Raw genomic sequence first — 24,904 nt, 5'->3', positions numbered from 1 at the left:
TTCCGTCACCGCGCAAACAACTGGACCCCGGGAGTCCTTCTTGTCCCCTCCCCTTGCCAAGGGGAGGGGACCGGAGAATCACCCTCAACCTAAAAAACCTACTCTTGTAAGACCCTTGCGAATGTAAGGGGTTTCTCCCCCAGGAATTTCCAGGAAATGGGGAAATTGGACAGGGTTCTGAATCGGAGCGTATAGTGATGATATGCTGTCTCATTCTGATGCTCTATGCCCAGACGCATCACTATTCAAGCTCATTTGAGTGTAGTAGAACTGGAAACTCGCTATCGCCACTCCAAAGACCCGGTAGAACGCACCCATTATCAAATCATCTGGCTGTTGGCAAAAGGCTTTGCCACGGAACAGGTGGCGGAGGTGACGGGGTATTGTCGGGATTGGATCCGGCAGGTGGCGCGTCGTTATAATAAGGAAGGCAGCGCCGGACTGGGCGATCGCCGTCATGAGAACCCGGGTGCCGAACCGTTGCTGTCTCCCCAACAGGAAACCGAATTATGGGAAGCACTCCAAGGCCCCCCTCCCAATGGCGGATTGTGGAATAGTCGCACCGTTGCAGAGTGGATATCGGAACGGATTGCCCGTCCGGTGGCACTGCAACGGGGATGGGACTACCTCCAACAGATCAAAGCAAGACTCGCGACTGAAGGGACTCTCAACGGATAAGACTGCCTCATGGAGGTTGTTACACTCCCAAATCCAACTCCCACAGGACTGACACTTATTTTGAGAATCCACCCTAAATCCTGTAGGGGCGATTCGTGAATCGCCTCTACAGATTTAGGAAGAATGCTGTCCAATTCCGAGTAGAATTTGTCCGGGGTTAGGGGTCAGGAGACTGGCAATTTTAATCAATTGTTGTGCCAAACTCTCCGGGTCCTGCGCTGCCACTCTCCCCCTCTCATCACCTTGATTACACTCATGTCTGCAAATTCTTCTAGGCAAAATACGCCGGTCCCTTGGCATACATTCGACATCGATACCACCCTGGAAAAACTCCAGGTTGATCCCGCGACGGGATTAAGCACTGCGGAGGTATCGGAACGCTTGCAGAAGTACGGCCCTAATGAACTGCAAGAAACTGCCGGTCGCAGTCCGTGGATTATTTTACTGGATCAGTTCAAAAACATTATGTTATTGATGCTGATCGGGGTTGCTTTTATTTCAGGATTTTTGGCTATTCAGCAGCGAGAGTTTCCCAAGGATGCGGTGGCGATTATGCTAATCGTGATTCTGAATGGGGTATTGGGCTATCTTCAGGAAACCAGGGCGGAAAAAGCCCTCGCTGCGTTGAAAAGTTTGGCCTCTCCTCTGGTCCGAGTTCTGCGGGATGGAAAACTGCTGGAAGTCGCCTCAACGGACGTGGTCCCGGGAGATTTGATGTTTTTGGAAGCGGGGGTGCAGGTGGCAGCCGATGCCAAACTCCTAGAAGAGTCTAATTTGCAAATCCGCGAGTCTGCTTTGACGGGGGAGGCGCATTCGGTAGAAAAAGATGCGCTGATCCAGTTGCCGGAGAATACATCCCTGGGCGATCGCCTGAATATGGTCTTTTGTGGCACGGAAGTGGTCAAGGGACGGGCTAAGGCGATCGTGACTGGCACCGGAATGCGTACGGAATTGGGTAAAATTGCCACTTTGATTCAGGGGGTGGAAAGTGAAGATACTCCCCTGCAACAACGGATGACTCAACTCGGGAATGTGTTGGTCACGGGGTCCTTAATTCTGGTGGCGATCGTGGTCATTGGGGGCACCCTGGTTGAGGGAATGTCAGCATTTAATCATCTGTTAGAAATTTCCCTGAGTATGGCGGTGGCGATCGTCCCCGAGGGGTTACCGGCAGTGATTACCGTGACTCTGGCCCTGGGGACCCAGCGCATGGTTAAGCGTCATGCCTTAATTCGCAAATTGCCTGCGGTGGAAACTTTGGGGAGTGTTACCACAATTTGCTCGGATAAAACCGGCACGTTAACTCAAAATAAAATGGTGGTCCAAGGGGTGGAAACTCCGAGTCACAGCTTCACGGTGACGGGAGAAGGATATCAACCCACGGGAGATTTTTTAGGTGAAAATGGGACAAAAATTGGGGTGGGTAAGTTAGGGGAGTATCCCGAACTGGAAACCCTGCTGTTGAGTTGTGTGCAGTGCAATGATGCAGTGTTGCAGTACGAGAATAATGACTGGGCAATTGTGGGGGACCCGACGGAAGGGGCGTTACTGGTGTTAGCGGGTAAGTTGGAATTCACTGGCGATCGCCTCTCTCCCCAACTGCCTCGAATCAGTGAGTTTCCTTTCTCCTCGGAACGCAAACGGATGAGTGTCATCTCTCAAGTTTCTAATCCTGAATTTGCGGTTCTGAGTCAGGATTCAACGCCCTTCGTGATGTTTACCAAAGGGTCTCCTGAGTTAACCTTAGACTGTTGTACTCAAATTCTGATGGGTAACCAGATTCAACCCCTTTCGGAGGTGCAACGACAGCAGGTTTTAGACCGGAATAACGATTTAGCAGCTAGGGGGTTGCGGGTTCTCGGATTTGCTTATAAACCGTTAACGCAAGAACCGCCAGAGAGTTCAGAAGACCAGACGGAACGGGAGTTAGTTTGGTTGGGAATGGTGGGAATGTTAGATGCACCCCGACCAGAAGTGCGTGAGGCGGTGGTGAAATGTCGCAGGGCGGGGATTCGACCGATTATGATTACGGGAGATCATCAACTCACCGCGATCGCCATTGCCCAGGATTTGGGAATTGCTCAAGAGGGCGATCGGGTCCTCATCGGTCAAGAGTTGGAAGAAATGCCCCAAGAGGAGTTAGAACGGGAGGTGGATCACGTTAGTGTATATGCCCGAGTCTCTCCGGAACATAAGCTCAGAATTGTCCAAGCGTTGCAGAAACGGGGTAAATTTGTCGCGATGACCGGGGACGGGGTAAACGATGCACCAGCCCTCAAACAAGCGGATATCGGGATTGCAATGGGGATTACGGGAACCGATGTGAGTAAAGAAGCCAGCGACATGGTACTTCTGGATGATAATTTTGCTACCATTGTTGCTGCGACGGAAGAAGGGCGAGTAGTTTATACGAATATTCGCCGGTTTATTAAATACATTCTCGGGTCTAATATTGGGGAATTGCTGACGATCGCCGCTGCACCTTTGTTAGGATTACCCGGTGTTCCCCTCACGCCGTTACAAATTCTCTGGATGAATCTGGTGACGGATGGGTTTCCCGCGTTAGCATTGGCCGTTGAACCGCCAGAACCGGATGTCATGAATCGGCCTCCTTTTAGTCCTCGGGAGAATATTTTTGCCCGGGGTTTGGGGTTGTATATGGTGCGCATTGGGATTGTGTTTGCGATTATTTCTATTGCCTTAATGATGTGGGCATATTCTTACACACACACGGTTCTAGGGGAGGGATTGTCTCCGGACCGCTGGAAAACGATGGTATTTACGACTTTGTGTATTGCTCAGATGGGTCATGCGATCGCGGTTCGGTCCAATACTCAGTTAACGATTCAGTTAAATCCGTTGTCGAATCCGTTTGTATTTGGGGCGGTGATTATTACCACGATTCTTCAACTTATGTTGATTTATGTGCAACCGTTACGGGCATTTTTTGGAACCCATTGGTTGACGCCAACTGAGTTGGCAGTTTGTTTAGGATTTAGTTCGTTGTTGTTCGTTTGGGTGGAGATGGAGAAGGTATTTTTCCGGGTATTTTATGGGAAGAAAAAGACACCGACGGGGGTTAAAACCCCCGTCTAACAGCTAAAGTCGGTTAAAACCGACTGCTCATTTTATCGAGTGGTGTTTTTAGTCGGATTTATCCGACTTTAGCTATTAGCAGGGGGTTTTAACCCCCTGCGGTTGTCGCTACTACTTTAGATTTTTTATCGGGATTAGGGGTTGATTTTATTTTAATAAATTCGATTTAATTATGTTTGTAAGCCATCTGCATTTGAGACAATTTAGGAATTATCGGGAACAGCAGATTGAGTTAAATGCCCCGAAGACTATTTTAGTGGGGGATAATGCTCAAGGCAAAACCAATGTCTTGGAAGCGTTGGGGTTACTTTCGACGTTGAAGAGTTCTCGGGTTTCTCGCGATCGCGATTTAGTTCGGGAGGGAGAACCCCAGGGACAAATTACCGGCATCGTGTCTCGGGAATATCGGTCAGTTAAATTGGGTGTGGTTTTGCGTCGGAGTGGACGGCGAACTGTATCTGTCGATGAAGAATCCTGTCGGCGAAATGTGGATTTTTTGGGGTTGTTAAATGTGGTGCAGTTTTCGAGTTTAGATTTGGAGTTGGTTCGGTCCGGTCCGGAAACTAGGCGCAATTGGTTAGATGGTTTGTTGGTCCAGCTAGAGCCAATTTATGCTCATATTTTACAGCAATATAATAAGATTTTAAAACAAAGAAATGCCTTATTAAAGGAAATGAGAAGTGCAGAGTCTCGGGGAGAAAAATCCTATCTTGGTCCGGAACATCAGGCGCAATTGGGGTTATGGGATGCCCAATTGGCGACCATTGGAGTCCGGGTAATGCAGCGGCGATCGCGGGCGTTAGACCGATTGGTTCCCATTGCTGAAACTTGGCACGCGGCGATTAGTGGGCGACTGGAATCTTTATGTATTCATTATGCTCCAAATGTGGAAGGAATGCAAGATAAATCGTTGCGAGATTATCCACAACAGGCAATGCAGGCATTTTTAGAAAAACTCCAATCTCGGGCGATCGCAGAATCATTTCAAGGGACAACTCTGGTCGGTCCTCACCGTGATGATATCGAGTTCACCCTCAATGAACTTCCGGTGAAACAATTCGCCTCCCAAGGACAACAACGCACCCTCGTTTTAGCTTTAAAATTGGCAGAATTGAAACTGATTGAAGAAATCGTTGGAGAACCCCCAGTGTTACTCCTTGATGATGTGCTTGCGGAGTTAGACCCCAAGCGACAAAACCAACTTTTGGAAGCGATTCAAGACCGATTTCAAACGGTGATTGCAACGACTCATTTAGGCGGATTTGAACATGATTGGATCAATTCTGCTCAAATTCTCACGGTGAAAGCGGGGGAAATTTTTCCCTCACCCTAAATCCCTCTCCCATCTTGGGAGAGGGACTTTGATGAGGTGGTGGGGGTTTTTTTGACCATCCCCTCCCCGTTGTGGGCCTTCTTAGGCTATGCTCTATAAAAATAACCGGGTAATGACCCTCTCGGTATGCAAGGGGAATGAATTCGTGCTATCTAAACGCAAAAAATCCAACTCAAAACGCGCTCAACTTGGTCGAAAACCCGCTGATTCAGTTAACTTCCCTGATTTTATCTCGTCCCCAACCCCTCGCCATCCCCTCGATGTGGTTTATGAACAGTTTAGCAAACCGCAACTGACTTTAATTTTAAAAAAAGATGAACCCTCGATTTATATTCGTCATACTGAGGGACAAAGGGTCCGAGGAAACTATCAAGTTGAAAGGGTTTTTGAGGATAAAATTACGGGATTTTACGCGGAGGGTCGCGTTCCTTTAGCGGGTAATGCACCGCCGGTTTTAGTGATTCGCGGATATGGATCTTGGTATCCGTTGGATGGAGTTTTGCAAGATACTCCAGAGGTATTTATTGCTCATCTCGATTGGCAATCGAAAGCGGCGGAAACGGAAGGTGCAGTCGCTTGGATTACGGAAAAATGCCAACAAGGCGATCGCCCGGATGTGATCGGCGAAAGTCTCGGCGGCAAAATTGCCCAACAACTGGCGGTTAAATACCCCGATCGCATTCGGTCCGTCATCACCTTTAATCCATTAGGAATTGGCCGAAAGTTAGCCCAATCTAGCCCTCATCCCTTGGTGTTTCATTACTTTACCCTCGGAGAACGTTACGCATTTTGGGCCAATCAAGGAGACTTCATTCCCGGGACAATTTTGCAAATCTCTAAACGGGGAACTCGGTGCTGGAAATACCGACTCACCGAATGGTTGATTCATCGGACTCCCTCCCCGCTGGAACACTTTAAAAGTCGTCATTGTTTCGGTCGAATCATCGAGATTCTTGAGCGTCTGGTTGTGCAATTGATTCTCGTTTATCGCCATAATGGGTTGATTTTTACCCATCCGCGTCCCGTGGTTCGGGTTGTTGAGTTAAAAGAATTGCTCCCCTGAGCTAAAATAAACTTATCCCCTAAAGCATGGGGCTACTCTAACCCAGTCTACCTCGGCGGGGTTAGATTAAAATTTCACCGGATGAGTTGCGGTTTTAGTAAAAATAATTATTATGTCAATCATTGTTGCCGAACACCTCAGTAAAGTTTATCCCGTTGCCATCAAAGAACCGGGACTCAAAGGGACTTTAAATCACTTTTTTCACCGGACCTATCGGAATATTGAAGCGGTGAAAGATGTTTCATTTCAAATTAAGCCCGGGGAAGTGGTGGGATTTTTAGGACCCAATGGTGCCGGAAAAACGACAACTTTAAAAATGTTAACCGGGCTAATTCATCCCTCTAGTGGACTTGTGAAAGTGGCGGGTCATGTTCCTTTTAAACGCCAAGAAGCGTTTCTAAAAAAAATCACTTTAGTTATGGGACAAAAGCAACAGTTACTCTGGGATTTGCCCGCCTTAGATTCCTTGCGAATTAATGGGGTGGTGTATGGGATTCCGGAGAAAGAATGTCGGGAACGGATTGGTCAATTAACGGAAATGCTTTCTCTGCAAGGGAAACTGAATCAACCTGTGCGAAAGCTGTCCCTCGGGGAACGGATGAAAGCGGAATTGATGGCGGCTTTATTGCACAATCCAGATGTGCTATTTTTGGATGAACCGACCCTGGGATTAGATGTGAATGGACAAGCATCAGTCCGGGATTTTTTACGCGAATATAATCAGCGAACTGGGGCGACAATTTTGTTAACCAGTCATTATATGGCGGATATTACTGCCCTTTGCGATCGCGTGATTTTGATTTATGCCGGTCAACTGATTTATGATGGCAGTTTAGATGGTTTAGTCGAACGATTTGCGCCCTATCGTGAGGTTCAGTTAGAGTTAACGGATCCGGTTTCTGACCCGGAAAAATTGCGGCAACAAATCTCGAAGTATGGCGAAGTCGAAGAAATTGCAGGTCAGTCGGTGCGATTACTGGTGCGTCGGGATACGCTAACGGCTACGGTGAGTCAGATTTTAATCGATTTTGAAATCATAGATTTGACGGTGACTGAACCCCCGATTGAAGAAGTGATTGGACGAGTCTTTACGGCTGGGGCGATCGGCTAAATACCCCTTTCCCTGGACCACAAACCCGGTTTCTCAACCCTTTCCCTGGACCAATACCCTAATCTGTTAACCCCTAAAATTCATGAGACGTTTTTTCAGAATTGCTCCCACTTTGTTCTCCGTTCATTATGCTCATATGTTGGAATACCGCGCCGAAATTGTGTTGTGGGCGCTCTCGGGTACTTTGCCGTTCATTTTAATGGGACTCTGGTTAGAAGCTTCTCAAAACGGAGGTTTTGCTTTAAACCCGGTGGAGTTTGCTCGGTATTTTTTAGCGGCATTTATTGTCCGACAATTCAATGTTGTTTGGGTGGTTTGGGAGTTTGAAAAAGAAGTGGTGGAAGGAAAACTCTCCATGAGGTTATTACAACCGTTGGACCCGGTGTGGCATCATGTGGCCGCTCATGTGGCGGAACGGGGTGCTCGCCTCCCTTTTATTGGCATCTTAATTTTAGTCTTTTTTGCCTTATATCCCGATGCGTTTTGGCTGCCCGATTTAGGACGGTTTTTGCTCTGGATTGGGGTAGTTATATTAGGATTTGTCCTGCGTTTTGTGATTCAATATACGTTTTCCCTCCTGTGTTTTTGGATAGAACGGGCGAATGCGATCGAGCAATTTTGGTTTTTATTTTATCTGTTTTTCTCCGGCATGGTTGCTCCCTTAGAGGTGTTCCCGGAATCAGTGCGCCAAGTGGTGTTATGGACACCGTTTCCTTATATGATTCACTTTCCAGCGGCATTATTGGTGGGATTACCTGTGAATGTGAGTCCCAGTCTTGCCATCATGTGCGGTTGGGTGGCAATCTTTTTGATCATCAATCGCTGGTTGTGGCGTCGCGGGTTGCGCCAATATTCCGGGATGGGGGCTTGATTTGAACTCAAATCATGGATTTCAGATTTAAGGCGGTTTCGTTGAGTTTTTGAATCCCGGTTTTGACGTGAGTCATACTCGTTGCCGTTTCTGCTGCTTCATGGGTGAGATCGTTCATCGCCGTCATCACCTGTTCGATCGCCAGGGATTGTTGTTGTGCAGTCAGAGCAATTTGCTGGGTATGTTCCACAATTTGTTCCATACCACTGGCAATATCTGTAAACACTTCTGCGGTATTTTGAGCAATTTTTACCCCGGTTTCTACATTGGTTTGGCCCTCATGAGCAGCCAGGGCCATTGAATTAACCGCCCGTTCAATATCTTGAACTAAGGTTGAAATATTCTGGGTCGATTGTTTACTGCGATCGGCCAGTTTTCTAATTTCCGAGGCAACTACGCCGAACCCTTTTCCCTGATCTCCTGCACGAACTGCTTCTACGGCTGCATTCAACGCCAACAGGTTGGTTTCGGTGGCTAAATTGCTGACTAAATTGGAGATGGTGCTAATTTTATTCGTCTGCTCATTTAAACTGAAACTCCGGGAGGCGATCGCCTCTACTTTTTCTTTCAAAGTTTCCATTTCCTCAAAGGTTTGGGAAACCGCTTTGCTCCCTTCTGCCACTCTAACTAAGGCGTGTTTTCCCCCAATAGCGGCATTTTGCGCTTGTCGCGCTGAGTCTGCGGAAGCAGCATTAATCCGATCAATCGCTACGGTTGTTTCTTGCACCGATGCCGACTGCTGCACCGTCATTCGTTCTTGCTGTTCAATGGTTGCTAACAGTTCTATGGAAAAGGAGGAAACCACTCCAGTAATGTCTCGAATAGAACCCAGCAAATTCTTTAAAATCATACTCCCGATTTGCAGGACAACCACCAAGGCAAACCCAGTAATCAGAATGGCAACCGTGCTTAAGTTATTAATCGGCGCAAAAACTACGTCTTTCGGCGCGGCATAGACGAGAACAAAACCATGTTTCTGATTTTGAGTATTGGGAAAAATTGGATTATAGCTGATTACCCAATCAATTCCTTCAGAAATAAACCCCGTTTGAAATGACAATAATTTTTGACTAATTTCTTCAGGATAGTCCTGGACTACAGTCTCCTGTTTATTTAAGTCAAAGCCCCACTCTTTGCTTTCATTTCGGTGATAAATGTAGTAGCCCTCTGGGTTGATAATAAAGGCTTCATTGGACTGTTCCCCCGTTTTCACATCCACCATTTCTAAAAAGCTATCGGCAAATACATTGGCAATAACAATTCCCTTTTTTTCTCCCGATGCACTATAAATTGGGGTGCTGTAGCGAATCACTGGGATATGAGGAACTTCTATTTCTCCATTTTCCCGATTCAAGTTAACCTGAGAAACAAAAATTTCACCGGAACTTAATTTCATCGTTTCGATGAAATAGTCATCAGTGGCCTTATTCTGAAGTTGAGAATCCGGTACAGTTTGAATTGTTCCATTTTTTGAATTCATCCGGACTAACTCATTGCCATTTTCATCTAAATAGCGCAGTTGATAATAATAAGGTTTAGAGTCGAGGAAAGAATTAAAAATGATTTCTAATCGACTTTTCCAGTCTTGATATGAGGATTTGTCTTGGGGGTCGATTCCTTTATTGGCTCGGGATCTCACTATCCCTTGAACTGGAGGAGTTTGGCTGAGGTATAAAATATCAGCTTTAACATTTTTTAGAAAAGAACTAATTTTTGATTCACTATCTGTCCCTTGACGCACCATTTGGTTATAGAGTAACTCGGTTAAAACCTTTCGGTAGGACAGGGTACTATATCCGCCGACGATCGCCACCGGAATTAATGTACTCAAGAAAAGTAAAACCAAGAGCTTATTTTGAAATTTGCTGAATAGTTGAGTAATCATTGGAATCTCCAAATTCACCGAAAAGCACTAACTTGTTCTAAATGCAGTTGAAATTTCAAAAAACCCATTAATGACCGAAGAGGAGTCGCATCGACACCCTGAATAAATAGAGAATTCTCTATGCTTCTGTCACTTTTCTTCTTTAAGACTAGGGTGGTTAACCCCCAACGTTTACCCGTTTCGGTCTGGTTACCAGAGTTATGGATTTACTTCTTATTTTATAGGAAAAGATACCTATCAGACATCCGCTTTTTTGCTGAACTTTAGGGACTGCTGATCCTGGGTTGGGATTTAGGTTGATAAAAATAAAAATAAGTTGATGATTTTAGCACAATACGCATAAATTGTCAAGACCAAAGACCCCGGAATTGTGGGACCTGGATCAAGAAAACTGACTGTGGTTTGAAGTCTAGGGAACAGAGGGGACCCGAACGGTTTCTAACGGAGGGAAACAATGCTTCCGGAGGTTAAGAGGACTGAATTTGCAGGGGTAAAGTTACTGTAAAGGTAGAACCGACATTCACTTCTGAAAACACCTGGATATTGCCTTGCAACAACTTCACCAACCGCGAGACGATCGCCAGCCCCAATCCTGTACTATTGGGAAGAAACGTCTGATTGTCTCTAGTTACCCGAAAATATGGATTAAAAATCTCCGCTTGGTCTTTTTCATCAATCCCAACTCCCGTATCGCTAATGGCGATTTTCCACTCCTGTTCAGAAATAATTCGGCATTCAATTCGGACGGTTCCATCGTCGGTATAGCGAAGTGCATTACTGAGCAAATTAGTCACCACTTGCTGTAACCGTAACGGGTCCGTCACGATGCTCTCCGGAGCGTGATCACAATCCACCTCTAGCTTAATTTGTTTCTCTCGGGCCGTCGGTTCTAGCATTTCTACGGTTGTAAAAATTAAATTTTTAACCGGAGTCTCTATGAAATGTAAAGACATTTTACCCGCTTCATGACGGGAAATTTCTAAAGCATTATTAATTAATTGAAGCAAAAGTCTTCCGCTGTGGAGTACCTTTTCAATATGCTCCATATTGGCTGGAGAGTTTTCTCCTTCATTAAACTGTTTGCGCTGTTGTCGTAAAAATAAATCAGAGTAGCCAATAATCGAATTTAATGGTGTTTTTAATTCGTGGGCCAGGTAGACCAAATTTTCTTTATTGGACCGGACTAATCGGGTGAGTTCTTGATTGGTGAGATGAATCTGAGTTTGCAACTCCTCTAACTCCCTCACTCTTTCTTCTGTATAACTGCGGAAACAGCGTCCGAGGACTTTAGCCATTGCCTGATCAATTAGGCGGAAGACCCGAATAATTTCCTGGGGTTTGGCTCGTTCTAGTTCCTCCTCCATCGCGGAAATCATCATCTCTCGGGCTAACCCATATTCTCGGGCAATTTCTTCAGGTTCGTAGCCCTGTTGCGCTCTAAGATAGCCATGTTCCAAAGCCGATTGTAACAGCTCTGCCTCCTCGCATTCTTCCTGGGAGTCGAGGAGAGAAGCGATCGCATCAATGATGTTAGGCAGAGTATCGCGAATCGCCAAATAGGGGAGTGTATCTGCTGTCGTAATACTTTCATCGCCCCGAACCACTGCAACCCATTGTTCAACAATCGTGGCTTTTTTATCTCGTAATATTTTTGTAAACTGGTTCATCATTTCTTTTATGCCCTCAATGGGTGATCGACTTATTTCCTTAGCTTACCTTAACTCCAGTTCAATTGAGAGCGGTTACTGAATCAAGGTCCCTGAATTCTTCCTCATTTCCTCAATGGGCGATCGGTGCGCTACTGTAATAAAAACCCGACTAATTTTGACCGGTCCCAATTGCTTCTCTCAAATCCCCACTTGAAATGAAACGATATTTATCCACACTCGCCCTATTTTGGAAAACTGCGATCGCCGCTGAGCTCGAATATCGGGTCAACTTTGCGATCGCCTCGTTCAGCAGCCTCGGAAACCTCGCCGGGAGTTGGTTTGCCCTCTCCCTATTTTACGGCACTGACTACAATTTCGCCGGATGGCAATGGGAAGAAGCCCTCGTGGTTTTAGGAGTATTTACCATTCTCCAAGGCTTTTCCTCCACCTTCCTCGCCCCTAATCTAAATACTATTGTCAAACAAGTCCAAGAAGGCACTCTCGACTTTGTGCTGCTTAAACCCATCAGTTCTCAATTTTGGCTATCGGGACGGACGATTTCACTATGGGGGCTGCCGGATATTATTTTGGGCTTACTCCTGATTTTTTATGCAGGCAGTACCCTGAATTTAGACCCGGTTAACTACCTGATCAGTTTAATTCCCCTCCTCTTTGGGGCCATCAGTCTCTATAGCTTATGGTTTATGCTAGGTGCGCTGAGTATTTGGTTTGTAAAAATTTATAATGTGACTCAGGTGCTCAGAGGATTACTGGAAGCGGGTCGATTTCCAATGGTGGCTTATCCCACTGCTTATCGCTTTTTCTTCACCTTTATTGTCCCCGTCGCCTTTCTCACTACTGTACCGGCAGAGTCGGTTTTGGGACGGGTCGAAGTCAGTTGGATTGCCGGGGCCGCTCTCTTGGCGATCGTCCTTTTTTTGGCTTCGATGGCATTTTGGCGGTTTGCCCTCCGGTTTTATACCAGTGCCTCCAGTTAGCTGCAAACGAGGGTAGAGAGGGAAAAAACCCGCCTCTACCCGGATGACGCCTGCTGATTGACACTTTCAGTTGTTATAACGGGAGACAGCAGGGAAGCACAATACAGCCGAAACTAGATTTCGAGGTTCCTTTTAACGCTTGGTGCGCGTTAGCACAAGCGCGGAACCGTTCCCCAGAGTGGGCAACGGCAGCCAGAAAATTCTCACTACTAAACATCCGGTAAATATAATCCGAGCAAGACTCGTCTTGATGTAACATCCGATGAGCGCAGGCAAAACCTTTTCTGGGAGAAAGGTGGATTTTATAGGAAGCGATCGCCTCTAAAGCTAGTCCTCGGGCGATCCCATCAACGCGGGTTAGTTGCATAGCTAATTTTGGGGTTGAGATTCAGAGTTCCTTTTTACTACAATCCCTCCTATTGTTCTCTCTATCAAAAGGATGAAACCTTAAAAACTATACTCTTTCTCCCTGAATAAGAAATATTCTAAAATTTCCTGCCCTGCTATTCTTTCCCTCATAAACTGGGTTAATTTTTGATTAAATTACAGATTTCCCAGTCCGATAGCAATTCATCGGTGATGTTGATGAATTGCCATCAGGTTTAGCCTGAAACTTTCTCACTTTTCTGGGGGAAAATTAAGTGAGATTTTTTACGTGATCGCCTCCTTCATTCCAATAAATCCGGCTGCTGACAAACGATCATCTCATAAAGCGACTGAAAGCTAAACCACCCCATGTAATGACTTCCCACCTGAGTATAAGTCAATTGGGCAATTTCTGGCGCAATAGCGATGGGTGTTCCTGCTGCCTCTGCCATCAGTTGACTTTGACAGGACCGATCCATTGTGATAAACCACCAGATTGCCTCATCCACGGAATGACCCACGGTGAGTAATCCATGATTGCGAAGGATAATCGCCTTGGCATTTCCCAAGGTCCGCGCTAATCGTTCGCCCTCACTCATCTCTAACACCACGCCTGTATAGTCATCAAATAAGGCATGATCCCCATAAAAAGCACAGGCATCTTGAGTGAGAGGGTCAAGAAGTCGTCCCAGGGTGGACCAGGTTTTGCCATAGAGGGAATGAGCGTGTACTGCCGCAATCACATCGGGACGTGCTTGATGGATTTGGGAATGAATGGCAAATCCAGCGGCATTAATCGGGCGATCGCCTTGCTTAATTTCTCCTTGATGGTTGACTAATACCAGGTCCGAGACGCGAATCTGACCAAAATACATTCCAAAGGGATTGACCCAGAATTGGTGAGGAAATTCCGGGTCCCGGACTGTAATATGACCCGCTACGCCTTCATCAAATCCAAAGTGAGCGAATAGGCGAAATGCGGCTGCCAAGCGTTGTTTGCGATATAATCTTTCATCGCTGAGGCGATCGAATGTGGGGGGTTGAGGGAGTCCGGGTTTGATTAAGCGTTCATCCATAATTGTGCGGGGTCGGTTGGGGGAAAGATAACGACTGAAGTCGTTACTACGAACGGGGGAAAGATAACGACTGAAGTCGTTACTACGAACGGGGGAAAGATAACGACTGAAGGCGTTACTACGAACGGGGGAAAGATAACGACTGAAGTCGTTACTACGAAGGGGGAAATGATAACGCCTGAAGGCGTTACTACGAACGGGGGAGAGGGGGTTTGGTTTGGATTTGAGTGTTTATGAAGTTTAATTGGGCGTAAAGCATGGCTATTTTGGGGACGGGGATTTGTTTGGCGATCGCCGCTTGCAGAGGATTACCAACAATGGATTCTACTTCTAGGGGTCGGCGGTGTTCATAATCCAATTTCATGCTGGTAATATAGGGTTTCATTTGGGCCGTATGATCCAGCATTTTTTGAATAAAACTTTCGGGAATTTTCCGATTATAGGCAGCGGCAATCGCTGCGACTTCGCGCATTAACTGTTCAGATAAAAGGCGCGTGTATTCATTCCCCATGATTTCATCTGTGCGGGCATTCAGCACCACTGACAAGCCATTATAAGGAATATTCCAAATCAATTTTTTCCACCGGGCGAGGAGTAAATCTTCGGCAAATTGAGTGGGAATTCCGGCAGTTTCAAAATCTGTGGCAATGTCTTGGAGAGTAGGGGTAATTCCCAAGGGTTGATAATCCGGTGCATATTCCCCGAGGGTAATCGCGCCATAATCTAGGTGGTGAATATGACCTTTTCCGACTTTATTAGAGCAAATAAAGCATAATCCGCCCAGGATATGAGCAGGAGCAACAATCGGGGCGATCGCCTCTTCGTTACCCAGACCATTTTGTAACATTAATACCGCCCCGGATTCTTTCAAAACTGGCGGCAACAGAGTGGTTAGTAAAGAATTGCGGGTGGTTTTTAGAGCAACAATGACCACATCACAAGGCGGCATTTGGTGGACCTCGTTATAAACATTCAGGGAGTCGAGGGTAAAGTCACCCCAAACCGAATCCACCCTTAATCCGCGCTGCTGCACAAACTGATAATCGCTATGCAGCAAAAAATGCACCTCAAACCCCGCTTGCTGGAGTTTTGCGCCATAAAATCCGCCAATCGCCCCGGTGCCAATAATGGCATAACTCCGATTCCTCGGAGACTGCAACGCTGTACCCATTCTCCCATGACTTTCAACTTGCTACTCTATCCATTTTACGGGGAAGTGGCATCAACAACATACTCGGTTATCACCGCATCTGGGTCAGAAACCCGGTTTCGGGTCCCCCCAAGTACCCACCTCCTAGATTATGATAAGGAGAGTTTACTAAACTTAATAATAGAGACCGTGACCACACAACAGCTTAGACTACCGACTGCGATCGCCAAGGAAACCTGGATTTGGAACGGCCATAAAGTTCAGTATGCCGTCCAAGGGGTCGGTCGTCCCCTCCTCCTGATTCATGGATTTGGGGCCTCCATCGGCCATTGGCGCAAGAACCTTCCCGCCCTTGCCGAAGGGGGATATCGCGTGTTTGCCTTAGATTTGCTGGGGTTTGGCGGTTCGGATAAAGCCCCCCTGAATTACACCCTGGAATTGTGGGAAGAACTGATTACGGATTTCTGGACAGAACATATCCAGGAACCGACGGTATTTATAGGCAATTCCATTGGTGCATTGCTGAGTCTGATGCTGGTTGCCAATCACCCCGAAAAGTCAGCAGGGGGTGTTTTAATCAATTGTGCCGGGGGGTTAAATCATCGCCCAGAAGAACTCAATCCACCCTTGCGGTTGGTGATGGGTACGTTTAGCAAATTAGTGAGTTCTCCCACGGTGGGCACCTTCCTATTTAACCGAATTCGCCAAAAACACCGGATTCGCAATACCTTACGCCAAGTGTATCGCAACCGGGAGGCGATTACCGATGAGTTGGTCGATTTGCTCTACGAACCGTCCTGTGATGTGGGCGCGCAAAAAGTGTTTGCTTCCATTTTGACCGCACCTCCGGGAAGACCTCCCTCGGAAATTTTACCCCATGTTACCCATCCGTTATTGGTGTTGTGGGGGGAAGATGACCCTTGGACACCGATCGCCGGAAGTCGGATTTTCCAACAATCTCACCCAGACCGGACCATTACCTTTAAGTCCATTCCCAATACCGGACACTGTCCCCATGATGAACGTCCAGAGGTGGTGAATCCCTTGATTTTAGACTGGTTAGAAACCAGTGCGTCAGGGAACTCCAACGCCTAATATTTTCTGATTCATCGGAGGAACAAGCGCTTGTTCCTCCGATGACCAAGGGCGCACCGTCTTTTTGAGGTAAACTCCTCACTTATAACCGAATGTTATGTTTTATCAATGAATTGAACTGTGTCTTATCACTATATTTTGTTCCACAAACCCTATAATGTTCTGTGCCAATTTAGCGATCGCGACGGCAAGAATGCAGGCATTCAACGCCCTACCTTAAAAGATTACATTGATATCCCCGACATTTATGCCGTCGGTCGCCTAGATTTAGACAGTGAGGGACTGTTGCTGTTAACGAATCATGGGGCCATCCAACATCGCCTCTCCTCTCCTAAATATGCCCATCCCCGGACCTATTGGGTACAGGTTGAACGCATCCCCGACGAACCGGCCCTCGACCTTCTCCGCAACGGCGTCCAGATTCAGGATTATCGCACCCGACCCGCAACGGTGCAACTCTTACCCACGGAACCCGAACTCCCTCCTCGCGATCCCCCAGTGCGCTTTCGCAAAACCGTCCCCACCGCCTGGTTAGAAATCACCCTCACAGAAGGGAAAAACCGCCAAGTCCGACGCATGACTGCTGCGGTTGGGTTTCCCACCCTGCGCCTGGTGCGATCGGGCATCGGCAACCTCTCCCTAGCGGGGTTACCACCGGGACAATGGCGAGATTTGACTCGCGAGGAGGTGAAATCTGTCTTGAAACAGTTGCGATCGTAGGGAGATTGGGATTCATGTTTGTAGTAACGACTTCAGTCGTTATCCGCGTTACTTGGCGGATGCCAAGTAACGCACCCATCTATCTGCGGACCCTCCAGTTCCTTCCCAGGCACTTAATCCGCTCATAGCGCGTATCATGGCGGATGCCATGACACGCGAGCAACGACTGAAGTCGTTACTACAAACAAGTACAAACAATCTTCCCCATCTCCTACAATAAAAACAGCCCCTAGCGATTTTCCACCATGAATGATTTTCCCGACTTTAGCGCGAACGGCTATAAAATTATCCGAGAGCTCGGCCATAATCGTGCCGGGGGTCGGGTGACTTATTTGGCGCTGAATCAGCAGCGACAAGAATCGGTAGCAATTAAACAATTTCAATTTGCCACCAGTGGTTCCGACTGGTCCGCTTATCGGGCGGTGGAACGGGAAATTGAGGTGTTGCAACAGTTAAATCACCCCGGGATTCCTAAATATTTGGATTCGTTTGAGACTGCCGATGGGTTTTGTATGGTCCAGGAGTATAAAAATGCTCAATCCCTGGCGGTGCCGCGCAGTTTTGAGGCGGATGAGGTCAAGGTACTGGCGATCGCGGCTTTAAACATCTTAGTTTATCTACAAAATCGGACCCCGTTGGTGATTCATCGGGATATTAAACCGGAAAATATCCTAGTCAGCGATCGCCTCACGTTATATCTCGTTGATTTTGGCTTTGCTAAACTCGGTTCCGACGATGTGGCAATGAGCAGTATGGTTAAAGGGACAATGGGATTTATGCCCCCTGAACAACTGCTGAACCGTCAACTGTCTGCTGCGTCTGACCTGTACGGATTGGGTGCGACTTTGATTTGTTTACTGACGGGAACTCGATCGGTTGCGATCGCCGAGTTGGTCGATGATGATTATCGCATCCAATTCAACCATCTCACTCCTAAAGTGAGCTTGCGCTGGATTGAATGGTTGGAAACAATGGTCGAACCCAATCCGAGCAGTCGCTTCCCCGATGCAGCAACGGCCTTGGCCGCATTGGAGCCGATTTATGTCGTCCGCACACCGGAAGTCCATCTGAGCAAAACTCACATTACAGCAACCGCCTCAACCCTCGGAGAACAAATCACCCAAATCCTCTCGATTAAAAACCCGGTTCCCGACACCCGACTCCGAGGAAAATGGCAGGTTGCCCCCCATCCCCAGGACCCGCCTCATCGTCCCGATGCTCATGCTTGGATTTCCTTTTCTCCTGCTCATTTTAAGAAGAATCGTTTGGATGCTCAAGTTATTATTGATACCTGTCAATTACGCGCTAATGAGACCTATCAAAGAGAAGTTTTATTAGAACATAATGGCATACCCAATCCGATTAGAATTTCCCTAGAAATCACCACTGCTCCCATGCCGATTTCAACTCACAAATTACCCTACAGTTCATTAGGATTGTTATTTTTAGCCGCTGGTGCCGGAGGAATGTTAGCGCTTCATTCGATCGCCACCCCGATTGCGATCGCCCTGAGTGGATTTCTAGCTTGGGCGGGGCTTGCTAAACTGACGGGAAAGCAGGGATTTGTAGTAAAATTCATGCTCACTGCCGTAGCTACAACCCTGATGGCAGCGCTCGCCGGATTTACCCTAGGAATGGCTGCCGGTGCCAGTCTAATCGGGTCCTGGGCCACCGCTGGCAGCTTAGCCGCTACAGCAGTTACCGGGGTTGCCTTAATCTTAGCCGCCTCGGGGATTACCAAGGAATTTGGACTACAAATCGCCACTGCTCTCTCCCTACTAACTGCTGCCTCTGGCATCAGTTGTGGCATTGCTTTACAATTAGGATTCTGGACCCCATTGCTCATCGCTGCTGCGGCGATCACCGGCATTCCCGTGATTGGAGTCATGGTCTGGCTTCCCATCAAGCGATCGCGTCTCAAAGCTCAATATCGCCGTTCTGAGCAGCATTTAATCGCTCCTTAAAGCCGATTTATTAACATTATAAATTGGCAAATATGATAGCAAAAAAGACAAGGCACTGCCTTGTCCTTTCCAGCATTTTTTTTAGAAAACTGCTAATGAGACTGCAACCAAGTCACTAAATCCGTGACTTCTGTCAAATCGAATAAGGCTTCATTCAAATCTTCCAATTGAGCCGTTGTCAGTGCATCAATGCGGTCTCGGATATCGGGGTCCAGGGAACCAAACCGTCGGGTAATCGGACGCATAATCATGGCGATCGCCTCCTGCTTTTTCCCTTGATTCAGTCCCTTTTGAAGAATGTCTTGATAAATCACGGATTCCTGCATAATTTCCTCCCGAAAAAAGTTAGCAATCAAATCTTTGCTAAACCGTAAACCCGCTAGAACCTGAGTACAAGCGGCGATTTCTTGGCGCAGTTCAGTTTCTTCTATTTTAGCCACTTCCTGAGCAACTTGAGCCAAGAGTTGGTTCGGTTCTTGAGTGGCGGATAACACCGCCAAGGGGAGTAATGCTGGGTCTTGTAAAAACAGTTCGGGAGATTCCTCCCATATCCGCACAACCTCATATCCATGTCGGGTTGATTGGAACGGGAATTCTGTCTCAAAAACTGCTGGATTGCTGGTGGGTTGCAGCCAAATAATCACCTATCTCACTGGCAGTCCATATTGCCAATAGAGCCGCACCCAGTAATTTAACATCCGCAAAGGCATCGGTCTATCCGTAGGGACTTTGACCTGAAATTCTAAATGCAGAATTTCCTCGTCTGTCCGTAAAAAAATCACCGAATCAGCCCGCACGGGTTCTAGGGTTAATTCGGTTTTTAACACCTCCACGGGTGAGGTAATGATTCTTCGCAATATCCAAGAAGCAAAGCGTTGTGGATATTTCGTAACTAGGTACTTACATAAGTTGTCAATCGGCATAATCCTGGAGGTTAATTGCCATGTTTCAAGTTTAAGTTTAGGATAAAAAGGTCCATGATAATTCCCAGAGTTTACATTAATTTACCGGCACCGGAATCTGCTCGCCTGATAGACTCCGGGAGTCCGTTCGGATTGCCGTACTCGGACTGGGTGTGGATAATGGGGAAAATTTCCCTCATAATAGAAGTAGCAAACTGTGACAAAGGAGTGTTACTTTGGTTCAAACCCCTAAATCCCCGGCGATCGCTCAATTGGAAAATCCCCAGGAGTGGGACTTATCAGACCTTTATCAAGGGTTTGATGACCCGCAGATTGAGCATGATTTAGAAGTCCTTCAGCATCGTGCTGCGGGGTTTCGTCGCACTTATCGCGGCAATGTTGCTGCACTCACCCCGGAACAAATCGCCGATTGTTTACAAGAATTGGAAGAAATCGGTCAAGTCTCCGGTTATGTCTATGCCTATCCTTCTCTAACTTTTTCCGCAGATACGCGCAATACGGAAGCGAAGCAACTGCTGGATCAGGTGATGGAATCTCTAACGGCAATTGAAAATCAATTGCTGTTTTTTGACCTAGAATTACAGCAGATTTCTGAAGAGAATTTCAATCAATTACTCACTGCTGCGGAACTAGCAAGTTATACCCATTATCTCCATCGCATTGCGGAGTTTCGTCCTCACACCCTGTCCGAAGAAATCGAACAAACGCGCAATCAAGACAGTCTCACGGGTCGGCAAGCGTTTATCCAATTGCGATCGGTGCATTTGGGAGAACAAGAATATGAACCCGTAACCACCCCCGATGGCAAAAGTGCAAGTAATGAGGCCGAATTAAGTGCCTTGTTGTTTCATCCCTCCCCGGAAGTGCGGTACAATACCTATCTCTCCGTCCGAAATGTCCTCAAACAGCACAACTCCCTCTATGGGTTCATTCTGAATACCGTCACACAGGATCATCGCATCGAAAGTCAGATGCGCCAGTATTCCTCTACTTTGCATAAGCAATTGTTGGCGGATGAGGTTTCTGAACCTGTTTTTCGTGCCATTATGGACGGGACAGCGAGTCGGTTTGAACTGTTTGAGCGCTACTATCAACTCAAAGGAAAGGCACTCGGTCAAACAATCCGCATTTGTGACCTTTATGCACCTTGGACGACTGAAGATGAGGAACCCTTACCCCCGTTAACATATCAAACCGGGGTAGAAACCTTACTCAATGCCTTACAAGAGTTTGATGTTAATTATGCGCGGCGTGCAGAAGAGTTTTTCCTGAAAAATTGGATTGATGCCAAGGTCCGTCCGGGCAAACGGGGTGGGGCATTTTGTGCCTACTCTCACGGTAAACATAGTTATTTATTGCTCTCTTACACGGACGATTACAATTCTTTGTTTACCCTAGCTCATGAAATGGGTCATGGGTTGCATTTTGCTTGGATTGATGATGCTCAGTCCTATTATAATAGCAATCCGCCTTTGGTTTTAGCAGAGATTGCTTCGACCTTTAATGAGCTGCTGTTGCTGGATTACCTGCTGAAAACTTCGGCAGACAATAAGGCGCTGATGAAGTCGTTGCTGACTCGGCAGTTAGAAGACCAGTTTAATTTGCTATTCCGGCAAAGTACGATTAGCCGTTTGGAATTGGCGATTCACGATCGCGCCAAAGAAGGCAGCTTTGATGCCAAGTTCGTCAATGAAAAGTGGATGGAATTGTATCGCAATCTTTGTGGAAATTCCGTGGAATTATTACCGGAACACCAGTATGATTGGGCGCGGATTGGGCATATTTACTTTAAGCCTTTTTATTGCTATCAGTACGCTGCTTCTAACATTGTGAGTTTAGCCTGTTATCAGAAGTATCTCGAAACAGGTAAAGATTTTATTCCCGGGTATCTGAAGTTGTTGGCTGCCGGTGGGAGTATGAATCAGGTGGAGGCGTTGCGGAAGTATGTGGATGTGGATATCGAAAATCCCCAGACGATCGCCAGTGCCTTAGATTATATCGAGGGCTTATTAGATAAGTTGCAGGCGAGTTTATAATTGCGCATAATCACACCTAGGGGCGACAAAATTTTTCGCCCCTAAACACTCCGGAAGGGTCTAAAAAAAAAGGAAACCCGGAGGCTTCCTTTTTCTAGGAGACTGTTGAAACTGATGCCCTAGTCAGAGTTAGGCGTTTTTGGCCGATTTGCGCTTGGCGGTGGCAAATAGACCGCCTACTGCCATTAAAGCAAGCATCGTAGAGGGTTCGGGAACGGAGGTGACTACTGGGGGGACGCCTGCTAGTTTAACTTCATAGTTTCCATTGTGAGATATCCCATCTGCACCCACGCCGTGGCCGTTGATTTGGCCCGAAGCAGTGGCAGCAAAGCTATACAGATATTTAGCGGGGCCATTGTCATAAACCACTTTAACCAGTTCGCTGGCTTGTAGGCTGGCGGGTATATAGGTGGCTAAAAAGGGATTGTTTGGGATCAGCGCATCTTTCAACAAATTGGAAACATTGAAGTGTCCTGCTAGTCCAATACTGATTTCCCCTGTGGTATCATTTTGATTGACATAGGAAATATTAGGGTCACTGAAGCGCTGCCTTCCATTAAGGTTGGTAAAAGCAACTTCAACCACTGGTTTTAAGATAGCGGGGATATTGACGTTGTTGGCGAGAAAGGCATCGTCTAACCATTGAGACAGTAAGGTTTTGCCATTACCCAGAACGGTCATCCAGTCGGATTGGGTTAAGCTGCTGATGACGATATCTTTGCCGCCGATTGTCCCGGTTAAAGTCGTGTTTTTGGTAAAATCAAACCCAGCTTGTTCGCTGCTGGCTGCTAGTTCGATGTTGCCACCAGGGCTGCTGCTATTGCCGGAGAGGATGGTGGATAAGGAATCTGTGCAGGTGGGCCCGGCGAAGGTGCTACTACCATTGGAGCAGTACAATAAGACGTCGGTGTCAACCGTTCCTCCAAATTGGGGGTTGGTTAAAGTGCCTGCAAAGGCTGAGGTGCTACCGATCGCGGTCATACCCAAGGCAATAGAAGTGGCGAGTGCGAGTTTGTTCACGAATCCAGTCATGGTTGGGGTCTCCTGAGTGTTGTTCTAAAGAAGGGTGGGTTGCGTAATCCGGTTAGGTGTTAGAGATGCTGCCCTGTTTCCATTAAACTTGTGCTTTCTGAATGAGGCGGCGATCGCCATCACCTCAAGTTGCGATCGTCCCGAGTTTCCTCTGCGTGCCACCGTCTGATTTTAAAAGTGGCTGACCTTAAATGTTGAGGTATCACAACTGATTTGTTATTTCTTCCTCTTATCCTATCCGCAAATCCTATCACTGCCCATAAAGTTATGAAAGATTTCGGTAAAGTTTCTGTAAAGAGTTTTTCAACCTGGATCTTACTCAGTATTTTCTCGTAAACCCTTTGCTCTATCTAGGATTGAGCTGATGTAAAAACACCTGATTTATTTGGAAAAAGGTCGATTTCTTGCTAAGAAACCTCAGTAAAAACACGCAATTTTGGCTTCGCTTGCATCAGTCCTTTAGCCCTTTGTGACATATTTCTTTACATCCCCCAAATCCCTGGCTCCAACCCTGATGAATAATCGCCAAATATGAGCTATCTTGGAAAAATCAAAACTCTCTATAAAATCCGGTGGCCCAAAGTTAATGCAGGAGAGGCAGGGTTCCTGTAGCTACACCCTTCAGGATGTCCTTATTTTGTCTGGAGCCAGCCTCAGCCTGCGAAATATCAAACCAGTCTTTCCCAATCCGATTGAGTATAAAAGGGAGAAATAAAAGAAGAGGTTCAGGAATAAAAAAAGGAAGCCTCTAGGCTTCCTGGGTCTGTCAAGACCGTGCAATCCCTGAATTAGGGAAACTTATGCCTTGGTTGCAGACTTGCGCTTCTGGACAGCAACCAGACCACTGATTGCCATCAGACCCAACATCGTGGAGGGTTCGGGAACTGATGTCACCGGGAGGGTACCAGCTAGGCTGACCTGATAGTTTCCATTGCGAGCAGAGTCTTCTGTACCCGCTTGCGTAGCAACAAAGCTATACAAGTATTGTGCAGGTCCATTATTATAGATAACTTTAACCAGTTCGCTGGCTTGTACTTGGCTGGGGATGAAGTCAGCGAGTTTAAACCCCTGAATGGTGGTGTCTCCCAAAGCAGCTTTTAGGGTCTCGGAAGCGTTGAAATGTCCAGCTAGTCCGATACTGATTTCGCCGGTGGTGTCATCTTGATTGACGTAGGAAATTTTGGGGTCACTGAACCGCTGCCTTCCGCCATTAGCAATCAAGGCATTCTCAACTGCCGGTTTCAGGAAAGGGGGCATATAGACGTTGTGGGCGAGAAATACATCGTCTAACCATTGACTGAGCAGGGACTTCCCGTTGCCCATATCGGTCTTCCAGTCACTTTCGGTCAAGCTGCTGATCACGATTTCTTGGCCGCCGATGGTACCCGTTAAAGTGGTATTTTGGGTAAAGTCAAACCCGGCTTGTTCGCTGCTTTTGGCTAATTCTATATAGCCGCCTGGGTTGCTGCTATTGCCGGACAGGATAGTTTCTAAGGAATCGGTACAATTACTCCCGGTGAAAGTGCTGGTGCCATTAGAGCAGTATCGGGAATAGTCGCTGGCGTCAGTCCCTCCAAACAGGGGGTTCATTAAAGTACCTGCAAGGGCGGGGGCGCTACCGATCGCCGCAATACTAACAGCAAGGGAAGTCGTGATGGAGAGCTTTTGGAAGAGTTCTGTCATAGTCGCGGTATCCTCAAAGTTGTGCAAGTCAGAGTAGGGGGGTTCATCCAGCTAGGTTCTAGGAAGGCGGTACTTTAGTGTTGTGATTAAACGGCTGCCTTTGAATCAGGCTCCTGTCTCCATCACCTCAATCCGCACGGGTTTGGAAGTTGTCAGAAACGACACTGACAAAGAC

Annotated in this window: 21 protein-coding genes; 12 read left to right on the top strand and 9 right to left on the bottom strand. The window is 47.0% G+C overall.

Annotated elements, in window-relative coordinates; all coding sequences use genetic code 11:
* The first annotated feature begins 225 nt into the window (after positions 1 to 225).
* The 6 genes from NG795_RS13170 to NG795_RS13145 all read left to right on the top strand — a co-directional run bounded on the left by NG795_RS13170 (position 226) and on the right by NG795_RS13145 (position 8,152).
* Positions 226 to 678, top strand: coding sequence for a helix-turn-helix domain-containing protein (locus tag NG795_RS13170; RefSeq protein ID WP_367289118.1), 453 nt, complete (start codon positions 226 to 228; stop codon positions 676 to 678).
* Positions 679 to 933: 255 nt separating this feature from the next.
* Positions 934 to 3,774: a cation-translocating P-type ATPase gene (locus NG795_RS13165; RefSeq protein ID WP_367289117.1), complete on the top strand. Its 2,841-nt coding sequence runs from the start codon at positions 934 to 936 to the stop codon at positions 3,772 to 3,774.
* Positions 3,775 to 3,946: 172 nt separating this feature from the next.
* Positions 3,947 to 5,107: a DNA replication/repair protein RecF gene (recF, locus tag NG795_RS13160; RefSeq protein WP_367289116.1), complete on the top strand. Its 1,161-nt coding sequence runs from the start codon at positions 3,947 to 3,949 to the stop codon at positions 5,105 to 5,107.
* Between the two features lie 145 nt (positions 5,108 to 5,252).
* Complete coding sequence (locus tag NG795_RS13155; RefSeq protein ID WP_367289115.1) at positions 5,253 to 6,170, top strand: alpha/beta fold hydrolase; 918 nt, start codon at positions 5,253 to 5,255, stop codon at positions 6,168 to 6,170.
* A 112-nt stretch (positions 6,171 to 6,282) separates the two neighbouring features.
* The gene (locus NG795_RS13150) at positions 6,283 to 7,281 is read left to right on the top strand and encodes an ABC transporter ATP-binding protein (protein ID WP_367289114.1); all 999 of its coding nucleotides are present in this window, start codon (positions 6,283 to 6,285) and stop codon (positions 7,279 to 7,281) included.
* Between the two features lie 82 nt (positions 7,282 to 7,363).
* Complete coding sequence (locus NG795_RS13145; protein ID WP_367289113.1) at positions 7,364 to 8,152, top strand: ABC transporter permease; 789 nt, start codon at positions 7,364 to 7,366, stop codon at positions 8,150 to 8,152.
* A gap of 7 nt (positions 8,153 to 8,159) precedes the next feature.
* Here NG795_RS13145 and NG795_RS13140 read toward each other — a convergent pair whose 3' ends face one another.
* Both NG795_RS13140 and NG795_RS13135 read right to left on the bottom strand, forming a co-directional pair.
* Complete coding sequence (locus tag NG795_RS13140; protein ID WP_367289112.1) at positions 8,160 to 10,037, bottom strand: methyl-accepting chemotaxis protein; 1,878 nt, start codon at positions 10,035 to 10,037, stop codon at positions 8,160 to 8,162.
* 467 nt (positions 10,038 to 10,504) lie between these two features.
* On the bottom strand, positions 10,505 to 11,707 hold the full coding sequence (locus NG795_RS13135; RefSeq protein ID WP_367289111.1) for a sensor histidine kinase: 1,203 nt from the start codon (positions 11,705 to 11,707) through the stop codon (positions 10,505 to 10,507).
* 194 nt (positions 11,708 to 11,901) lie between these two features.
* Here NG795_RS13135 and NG795_RS13130 point away from each other — a divergent pair, with 194 nt between their 5' ends.
* Positions 11,902 to 12,684, top strand: a complete 783-nt coding sequence (locus NG795_RS13130) for an ABC transporter permease (protein WP_367289110.1) — start codon at positions 11,902 to 11,904, stop codon at positions 12,682 to 12,684.
* A gap of 73 nt (positions 12,685 to 12,757) precedes the next feature.
* Here the strand turns inward: NG795_RS13130 and yidD are convergent, their stop codons facing one another.
* The 3 genes from yidD to NG795_RS13115 all read right to left on the bottom strand — a co-directional run bounded on the left by yidD (position 12,758) and on the right by NG795_RS13115 (position 15,297).
* Positions 12,758 to 13,051, bottom strand: coding sequence for a membrane protein insertion efficiency factor YidD (gene yidD / locus NG795_RS13125; RefSeq protein ID WP_367289109.1), 294 nt, complete (start codon positions 13,049 to 13,051; stop codon positions 12,758 to 12,760).
* Positions 13,052 to 13,352: 301 nt separating this feature from the next.
* Positions 13,353 to 14,126 carry a class II aldolase/adducin family protein gene (locus tag NG795_RS13120; RefSeq protein WP_367289108.1) on the bottom strand — a complete coding sequence of 258 codons (774 nt, stop codon included), beginning with the start codon at positions 14,124 to 14,126 and terminating at the stop codon, positions 13,353 to 13,355.
* A gap of 190 nt (positions 14,127 to 14,316) precedes the next feature.
* Positions 14,317 to 15,297: a putative 2-dehydropantoate 2-reductase gene (locus NG795_RS13115; protein WP_367289107.1), complete on the bottom strand. Its 981-nt coding sequence runs from the start codon at positions 15,295 to 15,297 to the stop codon at positions 14,317 to 14,319.
* 168 nt (positions 15,298 to 15,465) lie between these two features.
* Between NG795_RS13115 and NG795_RS13110 the strand changes: the two genes are divergently transcribed.
* From NG795_RS13110 to NG795_RS13100, 3 genes are all read left to right on the top strand, one after another.
* Positions 15,466 to 16,371, top strand: a complete 906-nt coding sequence (locus NG795_RS13110) for an alpha/beta fold hydrolase (protein ID WP_367289106.1) — start codon at positions 15,466 to 15,468, stop codon at positions 16,369 to 16,371.
* Positions 16,372 to 16,491: 120 nt separating this feature from the next.
* The gene (locus tag NG795_RS13105) at positions 16,492 to 17,091 is read left to right on the top strand and encodes a pseudouridine synthase (protein WP_367289105.1); all 600 of its coding nucleotides are present in this window, start codon (positions 16,492 to 16,494) and stop codon (positions 17,089 to 17,091) included.
* A 245-nt stretch (positions 17,092 to 17,336) separates the two neighbouring features.
* Entirely contained in the window at positions 17,337 to 19,055 is a 1,719-nt protein-coding gene (locus tag NG795_RS13100; RefSeq protein ID WP_367289104.1) for a protein kinase domain-containing protein, read from the top strand.
* Between the two features lie 92 nt (positions 19,056 to 19,147).
* Here the strand turns inward: NG795_RS13100 and NG795_RS13095 are convergent, their stop codons facing one another.
* Both NG795_RS13095 and NG795_RS13090 read right to left on the bottom strand, forming a co-directional pair.
* Positions 19,148 to 19,699: a DUF4351 domain-containing protein gene (locus NG795_RS13095; RefSeq protein WP_367289103.1), complete on the bottom strand. Its 552-nt coding sequence runs from the start codon at positions 19,697 to 19,699 to the stop codon at positions 19,148 to 19,150.
* Entirely contained in the window at positions 19,700 to 19,978 is a 279-nt protein-coding gene (locus NG795_RS13090; RefSeq protein ID WP_367289102.1) for an RpnC/YadD family protein, read from the bottom strand. It lies immediately after the preceding gene.
* Between the two features lie 215 nt (positions 19,979 to 20,193).
* Between NG795_RS13090 and NG795_RS13085 the strand changes: the two genes are divergently transcribed.
* Positions 20,194 to 22,014 (top strand): M3 family oligoendopeptidase, encoded by a 1,821-nt coding sequence (locus tag NG795_RS13085; RefSeq protein ID WP_367289101.1) that lies wholly within the window; start codon positions 20,194 to 20,196, stop codon positions 22,012 to 22,014.
* Positions 22,015 to 22,143: 129 nt separating this feature from the next.
* Here NG795_RS13085 and NG795_RS13080 read toward each other — a convergent pair whose 3' ends face one another.
* On the bottom strand, positions 22,144 to 23,046 hold the full coding sequence (locus NG795_RS13080) for an NF038130 family PEP-CTERM protein (RefSeq protein WP_367289100.1): 903 nt from the start codon (positions 23,044 to 23,046) through the stop codon (positions 22,144 to 22,146).
* Positions 23,047 to 23,080: 34 nt separating this feature from the next.
* Between NG795_RS13080 and NG795_RS13075 the strand changes: the two genes are divergently transcribed.
* Positions 23,081 to 23,215, top strand: coding sequence for a hypothetical protein (locus tag NG795_RS13075; protein WP_367289099.1), 135 nt, complete (start codon positions 23,081 to 23,083; stop codon positions 23,213 to 23,215).
* Positions 23,216 to 23,844: 629 nt separating this feature from the next.
* On the opposite strand, the gene NG795_RS13070 is transcribed toward NG795_RS13075, so the two are convergent.
* Positions 23,845 to 24,729, bottom strand: a complete 885-nt coding sequence (locus tag NG795_RS13070) for an NF038130 family PEP-CTERM protein (RefSeq protein ID WP_367289098.1) — start codon at positions 24,727 to 24,729, stop codon at positions 23,845 to 23,847.
* Positions 24,730 to 24,904 lie beyond the last annotated feature (175 nt).

Origin of the sequence: Laspinema palackyanum D2c (assembly GCF_025370875.1) — a bacterium.
In the GTDB taxonomy this organism is placed as follows: domain Bacteria; phylum Cyanobacteriota; class Cyanobacteriia; order Cyanobacteriales; family Laspinemataceae; genus Laspinema; species Laspinema palackyanum.
The sequence above is the reverse complement of the archived record's forward strand: the minus strand, read 5'-3'. Positions and strand labels throughout refer to the sequence as shown.